The organism is Streptomyces sp. NPDC040405 (assembly GCF_055595765.1).
Window position 1 is genome coordinate 83,197 of sequence record NZ_JBVIVI010000014.1, and the last position, 21,847, is coordinate 105,043.

General features: G+C 75.6%; 1 protein-coding gene (cut by a window edge). It reads left to right on the top strand.

The annotated features are described in order from the left end of the window. Positions 1–21,847: the 5' portion of a non-ribosomal peptide synthase/polyketide synthase gene (locus ACZ59A_RS38290; RefSeq protein WP_470968701.1), read on the top strand. 1,244 nt of this gene lie beyond the right edge of the window; only the first 21,847 of its 23,091 coding nucleotides appear in the window; it begins with the start codon at positions 1–3; its stop codon lies off the right edge, out of view.

A 21,847-nucleotide genomic window follows, 5' to 3' on the forward strand; every position in this document is an offset into this window, starting at 1 on the left:
GTGTCCGGTGATCCGCGCCGCAGCTGGCCCCTTTCGGTGGCGCAGCGAGGCATCTGGTTCGCGCAGCGGCTCGATCCCACGAGCCCGGCCTACAACACCGCCGAGTACCTGGAGATCACGGGTCCGCTCGAGGTGGCATCGCTGGAGGACGCGCTGCGCCGGGTGGTGGCGGAGACCGACACGCTCAATGTCGGCTTCACCGAGGGCGACGACGGTCCCCGGCAGGTGTACGCGCCGGTGCCCGACTGGCCGTTCCCGGTGCTCGACGTGTCCGGGGAGCCTGATCCGCGCGCCGCCGCCGACGCGTGGATGCGGGCCGAGGTGGCGGGTCCGGTGAGCCTGGAGTCCGGCCGGACCTTCGTCCTCGCGCTCCTGCGGACCGGGGACGACCGCCACGTCCTCTATCTGCGCGGCCACCACCTGGTCACCGACGGATACATGTGCGCGCTGTTCGCGCACCGCGTGGCCGAGGTGTACACCGCCCTGGTGCGCGGCGAGCCGGTGCGCGAGGACGGCAGCGGCACGCTGGACCTGCTGCTGGCCGACGACGCGGCGTACCGCGGATCGGAACGCATCACACGCGACCGGGACCACTGGCTGGGCCGGCTGACGGACCGCCCCGAACCGGTGAGCCTCTCGGGGCGGACCGGTGCTGTCTCGCGGAGCTTCCACCGGCACACCGCCCGGATACCGGCCGGGACCACGGCCGGACTGCGGGCGCTGGCACGCCGATTACGGGTCGGTTTCCCCACCGTGCTGATGGCCGCCACAGCCGTGTACCTGAGCCGGACCACCGGCGTCGGCGACGTGGCCCTCGGCATCCCGGTGACCGGGCGGACCGGCGCCGGACGCGGCATCCGCGGGCCGATGTCCAACGAACTGCCACTGCGGCTGGACATCCGGCCCGCGATGACCGGCCGGGAACTGCTGCGGCACGTCACCGACGAGGCCCGGCAGTTGCTCAGGCACCAGCGCTACCGCTACGAGGATCTGAGCCGGGAGCTGGGGGCGGTGGCCGGTGGCCGGCGCCTCTTCGGCCCGACGGTGAACGTGATGCCCTTCTTTTACGACCTGGCCTTCGGCGAGGCGCGGGCCGTCCCCGGCAACCTTTCGATCGGTCCGGTCCAGGACCTCTCCCTGTGCGCCGACGACCGCGCCGGTGACGGCACGCCGCGCCTCCACCTGGACACCAACCCGGCGGTGTACGACGCCGACGACGGCGCCGCCCACGGGCGCCGCGTCCTGCGCCTGCTGGAGAGTTTCGCGACGGCGGGCGCGGAGACACCGATCGGCCGGCTCGACCTGCTGCCGCCCGACGAGCGCGCACGCGCGGTGTCACCCGCCCCCGCACCCCGCCACGACGCCCCGCCGCACACACTGCCGCGACTGTTCGACGAACAGGCCGCTCGCACCCCGGACGCCATCGCGGTGACCGCCGGGGACGCCGCCCTGACCTACGCACAGCTGGGCAACCGGGCCAACCGGCTGGCCCGGCTGCTCATCGAGCGCGGGGCCGGGCCGGAACGGCTGGTGGCCGTGGCACTGCCACGCTCCGCCGACCTGGTGGTGGCCCTCCTCGCGGTGGTGAAGGCGGGCGCGGCGTATCTGCCGGTCGACCCCGGCTATCCACCCGAACGGATCGCGCTCACACTGGCCGACGCCGACCCGGTGTGCCTGGTCACCACGGGCGAAGTGGCCGCACGGCTGCCGCACGGCACGGACGCCGCGCTGCCGCTCGACGCGGACACCACCCTCCGCGCCCTGGCCGCCACGCCCGGCGGCGACCTCACCAACGCCGACCGCACCGGGCCGCTGGACCCCGCACACCCGGCGTACGTGATCTACACCTCCGGATCGACCGGCACCCCCAAGGGCGTGGTCGTCCCGCACCGCAACGTGGTGCGGCTGTTCACCGAGACCGAGGCGTGGTTCGGTTTCGGCGCGGACGACGTGTGGACGCTGTTCCACTCCTTCGCCTTCGACTTCTCCGTCTGGGAGATGTGGGGCCCGCTGCTGTCCGGCGGCCGGCTGGTCGTCGTACCGCACGACGTCGGCCGCGCCCCCGGGGAGTTCCTGGACCTGCTCGTACGCGAGCGGGTCACCGTGCTCAACCAGACCCCGTCCGCCTTCCACCAACTGATCCGCGCCGACCAGGAGGCCCAGCGCCCGGCGGAACTCGCCCTGCGCACCGTCATCTTCGGCGGCGAGGCGCTGGACCCCGGCAGGCTGCGGGACTGGTACGCGCGCCACCCGGCCGACGCCCCGCGGCTGGTGAACATGTACGGCATCACCGAGACCACGGTGCACGTCACCGCGGCGCCGCTCGGCGAGGCCGACGCCATGGCCGAGTCGCCCCGCGGCGTCATCGGCGAGCCGATCCCCGACCTGCGCGCCTACGTGCTCGACGGCGCCCTCCAGCCCCTTCCCCCCGGCGTCACCGGCGAGCTGTACGTGGCGGGGCCCGGTCTGGCGCGCGGCTACCTGGGACGCCCGGGGCTGAGCGCGGAACGGTTCGTGGCCGACCCGTTCGGCCCGCCGGGGACGCGGATGTACCGCACCGGGGACCGGGCCCGGCTCCACGAGGACGGCCGGCTGGACTACGCCGGACGCGCCGACGACCAGGTGAAGTTGCGCGGGTTCCGGATCGAGCCCGGGGAGATCGAGGCCGCGCTCGCCCGCCACGAGGCGGTCGCCCGGGCCGTGGTGCTCCTGCGGGAGGACCGGCCCGGCGACCAGCGGCTGGTGGCCTACGCGGTCCCCGGGCCCGGCATCCGCCCCGAGGCGGCCGAGCTGCGGGCGTACGCGGCGCGGATCCTGCCCGCACACATGGTCCCGGCAGCCGTCGTCGTGCTGGACCGGCTGCCGCTGACGGTCAACGGCAAGCTCGACCGGGCCGCACTCCCGGCCCCGGAGTTCACCCCCGCGGGGGCCCGGCGCGAGGCGCGCGACGCGACCGAGCGGCTGCTGTGCGGGCTGTTCGCCGACGTCCTCGGCGTGGAGCGGGCCGGGATCGACGACGGCTTCTTCGACCTCGGCGGGGATTCCCTGCTGGCGACCCGGCTGCTGAGCCGGATACGGACCGCGCTGGGCACCGAACTCCCGCTGCGCACCCTGTTCGAGGCCCCGACCGTGGCGGGTCTCGCCGCGGCGCTCGGTGCGGCGGACGGATCCACCCGGCCGCCGCTGCGCCCCATGGAGCGGCCCGAGGTGGTCCCCCTCTCCTCCGCCCAGCGCCGGCTGTGGTTCCTCAACCGGCTGGAGGGGCCGGAGGCCGGGGCCGACTACAACATGCCGTTCGTGCTGCGGCTGGAGGGCACGCTCGACCCGACCGCCCTGCGGGCCGCGCTCACCGACGTGGTGTGCCGCCACGAGCCCCTGCGCACGGTCTTCCCCGAGTCCGACGGCGCGCCCCGGCAGGCCGTGCTCGACCCCGCCGACGCCGCCGTCACCCTGCCCGTACGCCACGTCGGCCCGGCCGAACTGGACCGTGCCCTGGCCGCGAGCGCCGCCACCGCCTTCGACCTGCCCCGCGAAACCCCGCTGCGCGCCGAGCTGTTCACCCTCGGCCCGGACAGGTACGTGCTGTCGGTCGTGGTGCACCACATCGCCGGGGACGCGTGGTCCATGGTCCCCCTGGCCCGCGACCTGTCCACGGCCTACGCGGCCCGGCTGCGCGGCGGGCCGCCGCGCTGGGACCCGCTGCCGGTGGCCTACGCCGACTACGCGCTGTGGCAGCGGGAACTGCTGGGTGACGAGGCCGACGAGAACAGCGCCGTCGCGGGCCAGGTCGCCTACTGGGCCCGCGCGCTGGCCGGGCTCCCCGCCGAACTCGACCTCCCCACCGACCGCCCCCGCCCCGCCGTGCCCGGTCACCGGGGCGGCACGGTGCCGGTGCGCCTGGACGCGGCCGCGCACCGGCGGCTCGCGGCCCTGGCCGAACGCCACGGGGTGACGCTGTTCATGGTGCTGCGGGCCGGGCTCGCCGCGCTGCTCACGCGGCACGGCGCGGGCACCGACATCCCCGTAGGCACGCCCGTCGCGGGCCGTACCGACGAAGCCCTGGACGACCTGGTCGGCTTCTTCGTCAACACCCTGGTGCTGCGCACCGACACCTCCGGCGACCCGGCGTTCGGCGAACTCCTCGCCCGCGTACGCGAGACGGACCTGGCCGCCCACGCCCACCAGGACGTGCCCTTCGAGCGCCTGGTCGACGTGCTCAACCCCGCCCGGTCGCTGAGCCGCCACCCGCTGTTCCAGGTGCTGCTGACGTTCAACAGCGGGCTGCGACCGGCCGTCGACCTGCCCGGTCTGCGCGCCGTCGCCGAGCGGGTGGAGTCGGACACCGCCAAGTTCGACCTGGCGCTCAACCTGACCGGGGCCACCACGGACGACGGCGACCCGGCCGGTATCGAGGGCTACGCCTCTTACCGTGCCGACCTCTTCGACCGCGCCACCGCCCGGGCCCTGGCGGACCGCTGGGTACGGCTCCTGGAGGCGGCCGCCACCGACCCGGACCGGCCCCTGTCCCGCCTGGAGATGCTGAGCGAGGCCGAGCGCCACCGCCTGCTGACCGAGTGGAACGACACCGGCGCACCCGGCCGGCGGTCACCCGCCCTGCTGCCGGAGCTGTTCGCGCGGCAGGCCAGCGCCACCCCGAACGCCCCCGCGGTGGCCGCGCCGGACGCCGAATGGTCGTACGCCGAGGCCGACGCCCGGGCGAACCGCCTGGCCCGGCTGCTGATCTCCCTCGGGGCCGGCCCGGAGCGGGTGGTCGCCGTCGCGCTGCCCGGCTCCGCCGAACTCGTCGTCACCCTCCTCGCCGTGCTCAAGTCCGGCGCCGCCTATCTGCCGATCGACCTCGCCCAGCCCCGTGAGCGCGTCTCCGTCCTGCTCGGCGACGCCGCCCCGGCCCTGCTGGTGACGACCCGGCAGGCGGCTGCCGACCTGCCCCCGGACCCCGGCGCCCTGTTGCTCGACGACCCCGGGACCGTACGGGCGCTGGAACGGCAGCCCGCCATGTGTCCCCGCGACACCGACCGGATCGCTCCACTGCTGCCCGACCACCCCGCCTACGTCATCTACACCTCCGGCTCCACGGGCACCCCCAAGGGCGTGGTGGTCGGCCACCGCGGCCTCGCGGATTACGTGGCCCGCGCCCGGCGCGTCTACACCGGCCTGGACGGGACCGTCCTGGTCCCCACCGCGCTCGCCTACGACCTGGCCGTCACGGGCCTGTACGGCGCCCTCACCTCGGGCGGATGCGCGGTCGTGGCCGCGCTGGACGACGACCCCTGGCTGACGGCGCGGCTGGCCCGCACCCCGGTCACGTTCATGAAGGCCACCCCGAGCCATCTGGCGCTCCTGGCCGCCCTGCCCGAGGCGTTCGCTCCGGTGAGGCAGCTGATGCTGGGCGGCGAGGCGCTGCCCGCCGGGCCGCTCGCCGCCTGGCGCGCCCGCCACCCGCAGGTTTCCGTCGTCAACCACTACGGTCCCACCGAGACCACCGTCGGATGCCTGGACTTCCCCCTCGCCCCGGGCGAGACCACGCACACCACAGCCCTTCCGATCGGCCGCCCCATGACGGGCATGCGGGCCTATGTGCTCGACGACCGGCTGCACCCGGTGCCGACCGGTGTCACCGGCGAGCTGTACATCGCCGGCCCCCAGCTCGCGCGCGGCTACCTGAACCGGCCGGGGCAGACCGCGCAGCGGTTCGTGGCGGGCCCCTTCGGCGCGCCGGGGGAGCGGATGTACCGGACCGGGGACCTGGCCCGGTGGGCCACGGACGGGACGCTGATGTTCGCCGGCCGCGCCGACGACCAGGTCAAGGTCCGGGGCCACCGGATCGAACCCGGCGAGGTCGAGGCCGCGCTGACCACCCATCCCGCCGTCGCCCAGGCGGCGGTGGCGGTCCGCGAGGACCGGCAGGACGACCGGCGGCTGGTGGCCTACGTCGTCCCGGCCGGTGACGCGGAACCGGATCCCGAGGGCTTACGCGCGCACCTGGCGCGGCGGCTGCCCGAGGCCATGGTCCCGGCGCTGTTCACCACGCTCGACGCGCTTCCGCTGACCGCCAACGGCAAGGTCGACCGGCACGCCCTCCCCGCGCCAGCCCGGGCCCGGACCGGCGCGAGCCGCCCGCCGCGCGGCCCCGAGGAGGAGATCCTGTGCGGGCTGTTCGCCGAGGTCCTCGGCGTGGACCGGGCCGGGATCGACGACGGGTTCTTCACCCTCGGCGGCCACTCCCTCCTCGCCACCCGCCTGGTCAGCCGCGTCCGCACCGTACTCGGGGCGGAACTCCCCATCCGCGCCGTGTTCGAGACCCCCACCGTGGCCGGTCTCGCCGCCCGGCTGACCGGGGCCCACGGCCGCAGACGCCCCCCGGTGCGCCCCCGCGCGCACCGCCCCGAGGCGATCCCGCTGTCCTACGCGCAAGCCCGGCTGTGGTTCCTGCACCAGTTGGAGGGCGCCGCCCCCAACTACAACCTGCCGTTCGTCGTACGCCTCGAAGGCGACCTCGACCACGCCGCCCTCACCGCCGCCCTGGGCGACGTGGTGGCCCGCCACGAGAGCCTGCGCACCGTCTTCCCCGACACCGGGGGCGTACCGCACCAGGTCGTTCTCGAAGCCGGTTCGGCCGCCGCCGCGGTCGAGCTGCCGGTGCGCCGGATCGACGGCACCGGGGAGCCGGGCCGGGCCCGCCTCGCCGAGGCCGTCGCCGCCGCCGCGGCCCACCGGTTCCAGCTCACCCACCGGACACCGCTGCGCGCCGAACTCCTCGCGCTCGCCCCGGACACCCATGTGCTGGTGGTGGTCATCCACCACATCGCCGGTGACGGCTGGTCCAACGGCCCGCTGGCCCGCGACCTGTCCACCGCCTACGCGGCCCGGCTGCGCGGCGAGCCGCCGCGCTGGGACCCGCTGCCCGTCCAGTACGCGGACTACACGCTATGGCAGCGGGAACTCCTGGGCGGCGAGGACGACCCCGACAGCCTCATCTCCGGCCAGATCGCCTACTGGACGCGCACCCTCGACGGGCTGCCGGAGGAGCTGGCCCTGCCCACCGACCGGCCCCGCCCCGCGGTCGCCGGATACACCGGCGGAAGCCTACCGATCCGCATCGACGCGGACCTGCACGCCCGGCTGGACGCGCTGGCCCGCGCATCGGGTGCGAGCCTGTTCATGGTGTTGCAGGCCGGTCTCGCGGCGCTGTTCACCCGCCTCGGCGCAGGCACCGACATCCCGCTCGGCAGCGCGATCGCCGGACGCACCGACGACGCCCTCGACGGCCTCGTGGGCTTCTTCCTCAACACCCTCGTGCTGCGCCTGGACACCTCCGGCGACCCCGGGTTCACCGATCTGCTGGCCCGGGTACGGGAGACCGCGCTCGCCGCCTACGCCCACCAGGACGTGCCGTTCGAGCACCTGGTGGAGGTCGTCAACCCGGCCCGGTCGGCGGCCCGGCACCCGCTGTTCCAGACCATGCTGACCCTGCACAACAACGCCGAACCCCGGCTGGAGCTGCCCGGGCTGCGGGTGAGCCCGGACATGGCCGAGGTGGGCGCGGCCAAGTTCGACCTCTCCTTCGGCCTCACCGAGGCGCGCGGTCCGGCCGGTGAACCCGAAGGGCTCGGCGGCCTCCTGGAGTACAGCGCCGACCTGTACGACCACGTCACCGCCGAGGAACTGCTGGCCCGTTTCGTGACGCTGCTGCGCGCCGCGGCGGACGAGCCGGAGGCGCGCATCGGGACGCTGGAGGTCATGACCCCGTCGCAGCGGCGGCGGATCCTCACCGACTGGGCGGGTACCCCCGCCGCCGCGCCCGCCTTCACCGTCCCCGAACTCTTCGAGCGGCAGGCGGCGCTGACCCCGGACGCGTCGGCGGTGGTCGCCGGCGGCGAGACGCTGACGTACGCGCGGCTGCGCGCGCGGGCCGACCGGCTGGCCCGGCGGCTGGCCGAGCGCGGTGTCGGCCCGGACACCCTGGTCGGGCTGTGCGTGACCCGTTCGGCCGCGATGGTGCCCGCGGTGCTGGGCATCTGGAAGGCGGGCGGGGCGTGCGTACCGCTGGACCCTGGATACCCCGAGGAGCGGCTGGCGTTCATGCTCGCCGACTCCGGGGTGCGCGTCCTGGTGGCCGAGGAGGCGGCCACCGCGCGGCTGGGCGGCCACACCGCGGACCTGGTCCCGTTGGACGACCTGGCCGACCTGGCCGACCTGGCCGACCTGGCCGACTCCGGCGACTCGGGCGACGAGGAGCCGTCCGGCGAGCCGCTCGCGCCGCGCGCCGTCCGCCCCGACCACGCCGCGTTCGTCGTCTACACCTCCGGATCGACCGGGGTGCCCAAGGGCGTGGTCCTGCGGCACGGCGGCATCGCCAACCTCTACGCCTCCCACCGGACACGCGTCTTCGCCCCGGCGGCACGGGCGTCGGGAGGGCGGCTGCGGGTGGCGCACACCGCGTCGCTGTCGTTCGACCTGGGCGTCGGCCAGCTGCTCGGCCTCCTCGCAGGCCATGAACTCCACGTGATCGACGAGGACACCCGCCGCGACCCCGCCGCGCTGGGCACCTACGTACGACGGCACCGGATCGGCTACCTGGCCGTCTCCCCGACCCTCACCCGGGAACTCCTCGCCCTCGGCCACCTCGGCGGCGACGGACACCAGCCCGCCGCGATCGTGCTCGGCGCGGAGCCCACCGGCCCGGCGCTGTGGCGGGAGCTGCGCGCCCTGCCCGCCACCGAGGTGCACAACTACTACGCGCCCAGCGAATGCACCGTCGACGCCATCGGCGCCACGGTCGCGAGCGCCGAACGGCCCCGCATCGGACGGCCGATCCCCGGCATGGCGGCATACGTCCTCGACGCCGGGCTGCGCCCGGTCCCGCCCGGTGTGGTGGGCGAGCTGTACCTCACGGGCGCCCAGCTCGCCCGCGGCTACCACGGCCGCCCCGGACTGACCGCCGTACGCTTCGTGGCCGACCCGTTCGGGCCGCCCGGGACGCGGATGTACCGCACCGGCGACCTGGGCCGCTGGACCGCCGGCGGGGCGCTGGAATTCGCCGGACGAGCCGATGACCAGGTGCAGATCCGCGGTTTCCGCGTCGAACTCGGCGAGGTCGAGGCCGTCCTGTCGCGCCACCGCGACGTGACCCACGCCGTGGCCGTCGTACGGGAGGACCGACCCGGCGACCGGCGGCTGGTCGCCTACGTGGTCGCCGCGCCCGGAGCGGTCCCGGACCCGGCCGCCCTGCGGGCGCACACCGCCCGGAGCCTGCCGGAGTTCATGGTGCCCGCCGCGGTCGTCGTGCTCGACGCGCTGCCGCTGACGCCGAGCGGGAAGGTGGCGCGGCGGGACCTTCCGGCCCCGGACCCCACCGCGTCCGTGGGCGGCCGTGGGCCGCGCACTCCGCGCGAGGAAATGCTGTGCGGGCTGTTCGCCGAGGTGCTGGGGTGTGCCCGTCCCGGGATCGACGACGGGTTCTTCGCCCTGGGCGGGCATTCGCTGCTCGCCACCCGGCTGATCTCGCGGGTCCGCGCCGTACTCGGCGTGGAACTGGCCGTGCGGGACGTGTTCGAGGCACCCACGGTGGCGGGCCTGGCCGCCCGGATCGAGGACACGGACGGCCAGGTGCGGCCCGCGCTGCTCCCGGCCGGGCACCGCCCGGACCCGATGCCGCTGTCGTACGCGCAGGCGCGGCTGTGGTTCCTGCACCAGCTCGACGGCGCCGGCGCCGCGTACACCATGCCGCTCGCGCTGCGGCTGCGCGGCGCCCTGGACCGTGCCGCGCTGACCGCCGCCCTCGCCGATGTGACCGCGCGGCACGAGATCCTGCGCACGGTCTACCCCGACACCGGCGGCACCCCCCGGCAGCTCGTGCTCGACCCCGAGCGGGCCGCTCCCGCCCTGCCGGTCCGCGAGATCGACGAGGCCGCGCTCGCCGGGGCGCTGGCCGCCGCATCCGGGCGCCGGTTCGACCTGACCTCCGAACTCCCGTTGCGCGCGGAGTTGTTCGCCCTCGCCCCCGATGAGCACGTGCTGCTGGTGGTGATGCACCACATCGCGGGTGACGGCTGGTCGAACGTGCCGTTCGCCCGGGACCTTTCCGCCGCCTACGCGGCGCGCCGAGACGGCCGGGCCCCGGGGTGGGCGCCGCTGCCCGTCCAGTACGCCGACTACGTCCTGTGGCAGCACGACCTCCTCGGCAGCGAGGACGACCCGGACAGCCTGCTCTCCCGCCAGGTGGCGTACTGGACGCGGGCCCTGGCCGACCTGCCGGAACAGCTCACCCTCCCCACCGACCGGCCGCGCCCCGCCGTCGCCTCCCACCGGGGCGGCCGGGTGCCGTTCACCGTGGGCGCGGCGACCCACACCCGGCTCCGCGACCTCGCCCGGGAGGGCGACGCGAGCCTGTTCATGGTGGTGCAGGCCGCGCTCGCCGCCCTGCTCACCAGGCTGGGGGCGGGTACCGACATCCCGCTCGGCACCCCGGTCGCGGGCCGCACCGACGACGCGCTGGACGACGCCGTCGGCTGCTTCGTCAACACCCTCGTCCTGCGTACCAGCACCTCGGGCAACCCGGCCTTCACCGAACTGGTGGCACGCGTCCGCGAGACCGGCCTGGCCGCCTACGCCCACCAGGACGTGCCGTTCGAGCACCTGGTCGACGTGGTCGAACCGACCCGTTCGCTGGCCCGCCACCCGCTGTTCCAGGTGATGCTGGCGCTCCAGAACACCGACGCCGTCCCGCTCGGCCTGCTGCCCGGACTGGAGGCGGGCCCGCTGCCGGTGCCGACCACGGCGGTGAAGTTCGACCTCGCGTTCACGATGGCCGAGGAGACCGGCCCGGACGGCGGACCGGCCGGGATCAGGGGCGTCCTGGACTACGCGAGCGACCTGTTCGGCGCGGACACGGCCCGGGGCATCGCCGACCGCTTCGTCACGCTGCTGGAGGCGGTGGCCGCCGACCCGGCGCGGACCCTGGCCGACCTTCCGGTCCTCGACGAGGCCGAGCGCGAGCGGGTCGTGACGGTGTGGAACGACACCGGGCACCCGGTCCCGTCCACCACCCTGCCCGAACTCCTCGCGGCACAGGCCGCCCGCACACCGGATGCCGTCGCCGTGATCGCCGACGGCACCACCCTGTCCTACCGGGAGCTGGACGCGTGGGCGAACCGGCTCGCCCACGGCCTCATCGCGCGGGGCGCCGGACCCGAGCGGGTGGTGGCGGTCGCCCTGCCCCGCTCGGCCGAACTCGTCGTCGCGCTGCTCGCCGTCCTCAAGTCCGGCGCCGCCTACCTCCCCGTCGACCCCGGTCTCCCGGCCGAACGGGTCCGCCTCATGCTCGACGACGCCCGCCCGGTCCTCGTCCTGGACCACCCGGCGCACATCCGGGACCACGAGGACCAGCCGGACACCGATCCGGGCATCGCGCCGGCGCCCGCGCATCCCGCGTACGTGATCTACACCTCCGGCTCCACCGGCCGCCCCAAGGGCGTGGCCGTGCCGCACGCGGGCATCGTCAACCGGCTCCTGTGGATGCAGGACACCTACCGGCTGGAGCCCTCCGACGCCGTCCTGCAGAAGACCCCGTCCGGGTTCGACGTCTCGGTGTGGGAATTCTTCTGGCCGCTGATCACCGGCGCCCGGCTGGTCGTCGCCCGCCCCGGGGGCCACAAGGACCCCGCGTACCTGGCGTCGGTGATCAGCGAACACGCCGTGACGACCGTGCACTTCGTCCCGTCGATGCTGCGGGCCTTCCTCGACACACTGGACGAACCCGCTGTGGCCGGCCTCACCGGACTGCGCAGGGTCCTGTGCAGCGGGGAGGTGCTCCCCGCCGAGCTGGCCGGGCGGGCGCGGGAGATCCTGGGCACGCCGTTGCACAACCTGTACGGGCCGACCGAAGCGTCCGTCGACGTCACCGCCTGGGCCTGCGACGACAAGCCGGGCGCGGTGCCGATCGGCCGACCGGTCCGGAACACACGGACCTACGTGCTGGACGCGGACCTCCGCCCGGTGCCGCCGGGCGTCACCGGAGAGCTGTACTTGGCGGGCATCCAGCTCGCCCGAGGTTACCTGAACCAGACCGGTCTGACCGCCGAACGGTTCGTGGCCAGTCCGTTCGGCGCGCCGGGGGAGCGGATGTACCGGACCGGCGACCTGGCCCGCTGGCGGGCGGACGGCGTCCTGGAGTTCGCCGGGCGGGCGGACGACCAGGTGAAGCTGCGCGGGTTCCGGATCGAGCTGGGCGAGGTGGAGGCCGTGCTGGCCCGGCACGCCACGGTCGGGCACGCGGTCGCGGTGGTGCGCGAGGACCGGCCCGGCGACCGGCGTCTGACGGCGTACGTGGTGCCCGCGCCCGACGTCCGGCCGCCGCATCCGGAGGAGCTGCGGGAACACGTAGCCGCCTCGCTGCCCGAGTTCATGGTGCCCGCCGCGATCGTCGTGCTCGACACGCTGCCGCTGACGCCGAGCGGGAAGGTAGCGCGTCGGGACCTCCCGGCCCCGGATCCGGCGGGGGCGACCGGTGGCCGTGCGCCGCGCACCGCGCGGGAGGAGATCCTGTGCGGGCTGTTCGCCGAGGTGCTGGGGTGTGCCCGTCCCGGGATCGACGACGGGTTCTTCGCCCTGGGCGGGCATTCGCTGCTCGCTACCCGGCTGATCTCGCGGGTCCGCGCCGTGCTCGGCGCGGAGCTGACCGTGCGGGACGTCTTCGAGGCGCCCACGGTGGCGGGGCTCGCCGCCCGGATCGACACCGGGGGAGACGACCGGCGGCCCGCCCTGCGCGCCACGGCACACCGCCCGGACACCGTGCCGCTGTCGTTCGCGCAGGCCCGGCTGTGGTTCCTGCACCGGCTGGAGGCGTCAGGACCGACGTACAACATGCCGTTCGCGCTGCGCCTGGCCGGGGACCTCGACATCGCCGCGCTGCACGCCGCCCTGAACGACGTGATCGCCCGGCACGAGACGCTGCGCACGGTCTACCCCGAGGCCGCCGGGGTCCCGCACCAGGCCGTGTTCGCCCCGGGGGAGGCTTCCGTCGCCCTTCCGGTCCACCGCGCCGACGAGGCCGCGCTCGCCGGGAAGCTGGCCGCGGCGGCCGGGCACCGGTTCGATCTGACTTCCGAACTCCCTTTGCGCGCGGAGTTGTTCGCCCTCGCCCCTGATGACCACGTGTTGCTGCTGGTGATGCACCACATCGCGGGTGACGGCTGGTCGAACGTGCCGTTCGCCCGGGACCTGTCCGCCGCCTATGCGGCGCACCGCGAGGGCCGGGCCCCGGGGTGGGCGCCGCTGCCCGTCCAGTACGCCGACTACGTCCTGTGGCAGCACGACCTCCTCGGCAGCGAGGACGACCCCGGCAGCCTGATCTCCGCCCAGATCGCCCACTGGACACGCACCCTCGACGGGCTGCCCGAGGAACTGGGTCTGCCCACCGACCGGCCCCGCCCGGCGGTCGCCGGCCACCGGGGCGGACGGGTGCTGTTCACCCTCGACGCCGGAACTCATCTGCGGCTCGTGGAACTGGCCCGCGCACACGGCACGACCCTGTTCATGGTGGTGCAGGCCGGGCTCGCCGCCCTGCTCAGCAGGGTCAGCGGCAGCACCGACATCCCCATCGGCAGCGCCATCGCCGGGCGCACCGACGAAGCCCTCGACCACCTCGTCGGTTTCTTCGTCAACACCCTCGTGATGCGCGTGGACACCTCGGGGGACCCCACCTTCGCCGGTCTGCTGGAGCGGGTGCGGGAAACCGGCCTGGCCGCCTACGCCCACCAGGACGTCCCGTTCGAGCGCCTGGTCGAGCTGCTCAACCCGGCCCGGTCGGCGGCCCGGCACCCGCTGTTCCAGGTGATGCTTACGCTGCAGAACAACGCCGAGCCCGAGTTCGCCATGCCCGGCCTGCGGGTGACCCCCGACGTCGCCGAGACCGACGCGGCCAAGTTCGACCTGCTGTTCAGCCTCACCGACCGCTACACCGAGACCGGCCACCCGGACCGGCTCGACGGGGTGCTGGAGTACAGCGCCGACCTGTTCGACCACTCCACCGCCGAGGCCCTGGCGGCGCGCCTGGTGCGGCTGCTGGAGGCTGCGGCGGCCGGGCCGGACCGGCCGATCAGCGCCTTCGGCCTCACCGACGCCGCCGAGCGCGAGCGTCTGCTGGGGACGTGGAACGGCGCGGTGTCCCCGCTGCCGCCCACGACCCTGCCGCGGGCGTTCGAGGAACAGGCCGCGCGGACACCGGACGCGGTCGCCGTGACCGACGGCGGCACCGACCTGACGTACGCCGAGCTGAACGCGCGGGCCAACCGGCTGGCGCACGCGCTCATCGGCCGCGGCGCCGGCCCGGAGCAGGTGGTGGCGGTCGCCCTGCCGCGCTCGGCCGGTCTCGTCGTCGCGCTGCTCGCCGTGCTCAAGGCGGGCGCCGCGTACCTGCCGCTGGACCCGGACCACCCGGCCGAGCGGCTCCGCTTCCTGCTCGACGACACCCGCGCGGCCTGCGGGCTCACCCTGGGCGCTCTCGCCGCGGACCTGCCAGGACCGCGCTCGCGGTGGCTCGCCATCGACGCCCCCGACGTGGTACGGGTCGCCGGGGAGCAACCGCCGGGCGATCCGACGGACGCCGACCGGACGGCGGACCTGCGTCCCGCGCATCCCGCGTACGTCATCCACACCTCGGGCTCCACGGGCCGTCCTAAGGGCGTGCTCGTCGAGCACCGGGCGGTGGCGGCCTACCTGGCGTTCGCCCGCGAGGCGTACCCGGGCACGGCCGGGACGGCGCTGCTGCACTCGGCGGTCACCTTCGACCTGACCGTCACGGCGCTGTTCGCACCGCTCACCGGCGGCGGGCGGGTGCTGATCGGGGATCTGGCACCCGGGGCGCCGGCGCCCGGACCGTACACGTTCCTCAAGGCGACGCCGAGCCACCTCGTCCCGCTCGCCGCCCCGTCCGGGCAGGACGGGACCCTCGCTCCTGTCGCGGACCTGGTCGTCGGGGGCGAGCAGCTCACCGGCGAACTGCTGGGCCCCTGGCGGCGGTCGCAGCCGCAGGCCACGGTGGTCAACGAGTACGGGCCGACCGAGGCCACGGTGGGCTGCGTCACCTACCGGGTGCCGCCCGGCGCCGCCGTCCCGGACGGCCCGGTGCCGGTCGGGCGGCCCGTCCCGAACACCCGGGCTTACGTGCTCGACGCCGGACTGCGGCTGGTGCCGCCCGGCGTGACGGGGGAGCTGTACCTGGCCGGGGCGCAGCTCGCCCGCGGCTATCTGAACCGGCCGGGGCTCACGGCGGAGCGGTTCGTCGCCGACCCGTTCGGCGGGCGGGGGGAGCGGATGTACCGCACCGGGGACCTGGCCCGGTGGACTTCGGACGGCCACCTGGTCTTCGCGGGCCGCGCCGACGAGCAGGTCAAGGTACGCGGCCACCGGATCGAACCGGCGGAGATCGAGGCGGTGCTGTCCCGGCACGAGGCCGTGGCGCGGGCGGCGGTCGTCGCGTGGGAGGACCGGGCGTCCGGCACCCACCTGGTGGCCTACGTCGTCCCGGCGGCCGGCGAGCGGCGGGACGGCGAGGCGGCACGGACCCAGCTCGCCGAGTGGCAGGAGGTGTACGACTCCCTCTACGGCCCCGGGCGCGCCGACGCCGAACCGGCCCCGTTCGGCGAGGACTTCGCCGGGTGGACCAGCAGCTACGACGGGCGGCCGATCCCGGTCGGGCAGATGCGCCGGTGGCGCGACGCCACGGTCGCGCGGATCCGTGAGCTGCGGCCGCGCCGGGTGCTGGAGATCGGCGTGGGCAGCGGCCTGCTGCTCTCCCGCCTCGCACCGGACTGCGAGGCCTACTGGGGAACCGACATCTCGGCGGACGCCGTCGAAGGGCTGCGGGCCCAGGTGGCCGCCCGGGAAGAGCTGGCCGGGCGGGTGGAGCTGCGCGTCCAGTCCGCCGCGGACACGGGCGGCCTGCCGGCCGGCTTCTTCGACACGGTGGTGATCAACTCGGTCGCCCAGTACTTCCCGGACGCCCGCTACCTCACCAGCGTGATCGACACCGCGCTGGGGCTGCTGGCCCCCGGCGGGGCCGTGTTCCTCGGAGACGTGCGCGATCTGCGGCTGCTGCGGTGCCTGCACACGGCGGCACAGCTGCGCCGCGCCGCACCCTCCACCGACGGCGCCGTGCTGCGCCGGGCGGTGGACCAGGCCCTGCTGATGGAGAAGGAACTGCTGCTGGACCCCGCGTTCTTCACCGCGCTCGCGGCGCGACGGGACGACATCGCCGGGGTCGACCTCCAGGTGAAGCGCGGCGATTACGTCAACGAGCTGAGCCGCTACCGGTACGACGCCGTCCTGCACAAGACGCCCGCCGTGTCCCGCCCGCTGGAGACCTCCCCGGGACTGCGGTGGGGCCACGACGTGTCCGGCCTGGACGACCTGGAACGGCGCCTGACCGGGCACCGCGGGCAGGCGCTGCGGGTGACCGGCGTACCGGACGAGCGGATCGCGGACGAGGCCGCCGCCCTGCGCGCCCTGGACGAGGGCCGCCCGCCCGCCGAACTGCTCGGCCTCCTCGACGCCGCGGAGCGGTCGTCGGCGCCGGAACTCGGCCCGGACGCCTTCCACGCGCTGGGCGGGCGCACCGGCCACCGGGTCGCGGTGACCCGGTCCGGCGACACCGCCGACCACCTCGACGTGCTCTTCGTGACCCCGGAGGCCCCCGGCCGGGCGACGACCGCGCTCGGTGGCGTCCACCGCCCGGCACCGGCCGCCGCCACCACACCGCCCGAGGCGTTCGCGAACGACCCGGCGGCCTCGCGGCAGCGCGCCGGACTGGCCGCCGAGCTGGCCACGGCGCTGCGCGATCGGCTGCCCGCGTACATGGTGCCGACCGCGGTGACGGTCCTCGGTGAACTTCCCCTGACCGCCCACGGCAAGCTCGACCGGGCGGCGCTCCCCGCGCCGTACCTCGGTTCCGTGGCGGGCTCGCGCCCGCCCGCCTCCCCGCGCGAGCGGACGCTGTGCGAGCTGTTCGCGCAGGTGCTGGGCGTGGCGTCGGTCGGCGTGGACGACAACTTCTTCGACCTCGGCGGGCATTCGCTGCTGGCCACCCGGCTGATCAGCCGCATCCGCTCCGCCCTCGGCACCGAACTGCCCGTGCGGGCCCTGTTCGAGGCGCCCACGGCCGCCGGGCTCGCCGAGCGGCTGGACGAGGCGGAGCACCGGGCGGACACGGCCCGGCCGGCCCTGCGGCCGATGCCCAGGCCCGATGTGGTGCCGCTGTCGTTCGCGCAGGCGCGGCTGTGGTTCCTGCACCGGCTGGAGGGGCCGGGCGCGACGTACAACATGCCGGTCGCCCTGCGCCTGCGCGGTGAGGTGGACCGGACGGCGCTGCGGAGCGCGCTGGCGGACGTCGCGGCGCGGCACGAGAGCCTGCGCACCGTGTTCCCCGCGGTCGGCGGGGTGCCCCGGCAGCTCGTCCTGGACCCGGCCGTCGCCCGCCCCGAACTGATCCTTCGGCATATCGGCGAGGAGGGGCTGCGCGACGCCCTGCGCGAGGCGGCACGCTACCCGTTCGACCTCGCGGCCGACCTGCCGCTGCGGGCCGAGCTGTTCGTCATGGGCGAGCGCGAACACGTCCTGCTGCTGGTGGTGCACCACATCGCCGGGGACGGGTGGTCGATGGCCCCGCTGTCCCGCGACCTCGCCACCGCCTACGCCGCGCGGTGCCGCGGCGGGGCGCCGTCGTGGGCGCCGCTGCCGGTCGGCTACGTGGACTACACGCTCTGGCAGCGCGCGCTGCTGGGCGACGAGGACGACCCGGACAGCCGGTTCGCCCAGGAGGTGGCGTACTGGACGAAGGCCCTGGCCGGCCTGCCCGAGCAGCTCACGCTCCCGGTGGACCGCCCCCGCCCCGCCGTCTCCACGTACCGCGGGGAGATGCTGGGCTTCGACCTGAGCCCCGCGCTGCACGGCCGGCTGGCGGGCCTCGCCAGGGCCGGGGAGGCCAGCCTGCACATGGTGCTGCACGCCGGTCTGGCGGCCCTGCTCACCCGGCTCGGCGCCGGTACGGACCTGCCGGTCGGCAGCGGGGTCGCCGGGCGCCGGGACGAGGCGCTCGACGACGCGGTCGGCCTCTTCGTCAACACCCTGGTGATGCGCACCGACACCTCGGGCGATCCGTCGTTCGCCGCCTTGCTCGACCGGGTGCGGGAGACGGCGCTGACCGCCTACTCCCACCAGGACGTGCCCTTCGAGCACCTGGTGGAGGTGCTGAACCCGGTCCGGACCCCGAACCGCCATCCGCTGTTCCAGGTGGCCCTGGTCCTGCAGAACACCCCGGAGGCGGGGCTGGCCCTGCCCGGCGTCGAGGTGACGCCCGAACCCGTGGGCGCGGGCGCCTCGCGGTTCGACCTGTTCTTCAGCCTCACCGAACGCCCCGCGCCGCCGGGAGCGGCCGGTGGCTCCTTCGGGGGAGTGCGCGGAACGGTCGAGTACAGCACCGACCTCTTCGACCGGGGGACGGTCGAGGCGATGGTCGCGCGGTGGATCCGGCTGCTGGAGGCGGTCTGCGCGGATCCGCACCTCCCCATCGGCCGGGCCGACCTGCTCAACGCCGCCGAACGCGGCCGCATGCTGGGCGGCGGGGCCGACCGGACGATCCCGCCGGACTGCCTCCCGGCGCTGTTCGAGCGCCAGGTGGCGCGCGACCCCGGAGCACCGGCGGTCCTCTCGGGGGACGAGGTGCTGACGTACGGGGAGCTGAACGCCCGGGCCAACCGCCTGGCCCATCTGCTGATCTCCCGGGGCGCGGGACCCGAGCGGATCGTCGCCCTGGCCTTCCCGCGCTCCGCCGACCTGATCGTGGCGGTCCTCGCGACGCTCAAGGCGGGGGCGGCCTACCTCCCGCTCGACCTGAACTACCCGGCCGAGCGCATCGCGTTCATGCTCGACGACGCCCGCCCCGCGCTGCTGCTGACGGGCGGCACCGGCGGCGCCCGGGTGCCCGGCGCCGACGGCCTGCCCCGGCTGGACCTGGACGACGCCCGGGGCCGCTCGCGCGCGGACCTGGCCACCCGCCCGGCCGCCGACCCCGGTGACACCGACCGGGCCCGCCCGCTGACGCCCGCACACCCGGCCTATGCGCTCTACACCTCCGGCTCGACCGGACTGCCCAAGGGCGTGGTCGTCACCCACGCCGGTGCGGCCGCCCTGGCGTCCGCACACCGGGAGACCCTCGGCGCGGGGCCGGGCAGCCGGGTCCTGCAGTTCGCCTCGCCGAGCTTCGACGCGGCGTTCTGGGAGCTGTGCATGGCGCTGCTGACCGGTGCGGCGCTGGTGGTGGCCCCGGCCGAGCGGCTGCTGCCCGGCCCCGACCTCGGCGCGGTGGTGGCCGAGCACGGCGTGACGCACCTGACCGTGCCGCCGGTGGCGCTGGGCGTGATGACGCCCGACCAGATCGCCCCGGTGACCGACCTGGTGGTGGCGGGAGAGGCCTGCCCGCCGGAGACGGCCGCGGCGTGGAGCCGGGACCGGCGGATGGTCAACGCCTACGGGCCGACCGAGTCGACGGTCTGCGCCACGATGAGCCGTCCGCTGCCCGGCGACGGCGGCGTCCCGCCCATCGGCACGCCGATCCCGGGCGCACGCGCGTACGTCCTGGACGCCGCCCTGTGCCCGGTGCCGCCGGGCGTGGTCGGCGAGCTGTACCTGGCGGGGGCGGGCCTGGCCCGTGGCTACCTCCGGCGGCCCGGCCTGACCGCCGAGCGGTTCACCGCCGACCCGTTCGGCGCGCCGGGCACCCGGATGTACCGCACCGGCGACCTCGCCCGCTGGAACGCGGCGGGCGACCTGGAGTTCGCCGGACGGGCGGACGAGCAGGTGAAGGTACGGGGCCACCGGATCGAACTCGGCGAGGTCGAGGCCGTCATGGCGGGCCACCCGGGCGTCGCCCAGGCCGTCGCGGCGGCCCGCGACGACGGCCCCGGCGGGACCCGCCTGGTCGGGTACGTGGTCCCGGCCGCGGACACCGGGACCCGTGCTGGGACCGGTACGGCCAGGGAGTCCGAGACCGCCGTCGGCGAGTGGCGGCGGCTCTACGACACGCTCTACGGAGGATCGGAGCCCGCCCCGTTCGGCGAGGACTTCACCGGCTGGAACAGCGCCTACGACGGGAAGCCGATCCCGGTCGCGGAGATGCGGCAGTGGCGGGACGCCACCGTCGCGACGATCCGGGACCTGGGCCCGCGCGGCGGGGCCCCGGGCTCCGGGCGCGTCCTGGAGATCGGCGTCGGCCGGGGCCTGATCCTCGCCCCGCTCGCCGCCGGGTGCGCGGAGTACTGGGGCACCGACGTGTCAGCGGCCGCCGTCGAAGCCCTGGCCGCGCAGGTCGCGGACGAACCGGACATCGCCCACCGGGTGGTGCTCCGGGCCCAGCCGGCCGACGACTTCACCGGGCTGCCGGAGGGCCACTTCGACACCGTCGTGCTCAACTCGGTGGCCCAGTACTTCCCCGACGCCGACTACCTGACCGAGGTGATCGGCGGCGCGATGAGGCTGCTCGCGCCCGGCGGCGCCCTGTTCCTCGGCGACATCCGCGACCTGCGGCTCCTGCCGGCCCTGCGGGCGGCCACCGGAAGCACCGCGCCGGAACGGGAGCTGCTGGTCGACCCGGACTTCTTCCCCGCCCTGGCCGGGGTCGTGCCCGAAGTCGGCGCCGTGGACCTCCGCCTCAAGCGCGGCCGGTACCACAACGAGCTGTCCCGGTACCGCTACGACGTCGTGCTCCGCCGTGCCCCGCTCACCTCCCCGGCCCGGTCGTTCGCCGACGTGCCCGTGCTGCGCTGGCGGGAGGTGACCGGAGGCGCCGAGGAATGCGCCACGCTGCTGGCGGAGCGCCGGCCGCGGCCACTGCGCATCACCGGGATACCCAACGCCCGGCTGGCGGGCGAGGGCGCGGTGGACCCGGAGACGCTGTGCGAGCTGGGCGAGCGGCTCGGGTACTGGGTGGCCGTCACCTGGTCGGGCGAGGGCGGCGAGGGCCGCTTCGACGCGGTGTTCGCCGACGCGGACACCGCGACCCGGTCCGCCGTCACCGGGATCTACCTCCCGGTGGCCGCGACGGCGGGGGACCAGTCGTCGCTGCGGGCCTTCACCAACGACCCCGCCTCGGCGCCACCGGTGACCCTGGGTGCCTCGGTGCGCGCCTGGCTGCGGGAGAAGCTGCCGGAATACCTCGTGCCCTCGGCCGTCGTCACCATCGACGCACTGCCGCTGACGCCCAACGGGAAGGCCGACCGCAGGGCGCTGCCCGCACCGGAGGCGGCCGGTACCCCGGCGGGCCGCCCGCCGGCGACCGCGCGGGAGCGGCTGCTGTGCGAGATCTTCGCCGATGTGCTCGGACTCCCGTCCGCCGGCGTCGACGACGACTTCTTCGACCTCGGCGGCGACAGCATCGTCTCCATCCAGGTCGTCAGCCGGGCCCGCGCCGCCGGGGTGGCGATCGCCCCGCAGGACGTGTTCCGGCACAAGACCGTCGCGGCGCTGGCCACCGCCGCCGGGACGCCCGGCGCCGCGCCCGCCCCGGACGGGGAGCCGCGGGCGGGCATCGGCGCGGTGCCGCTGACCCCGGCCCTGCACGCGCTACGGGAACGCGGCGCCGACCCCGGCACCGGGTACGAGGCGATGGCCGTGGAGGTCCCGGCCGGGCTGGACGCGGAACGGCTGGAGGCGGCCCTGCAAGCGGTCCTGGACCACCATGACGCGCTGCGGGCGCGCCTGACCCGTATCCCCGGCGAAGCCGCCGGGGAGGGCCAGGACGAGTGGCTGCTGGAGGTGACGCCGCCCGGGACGG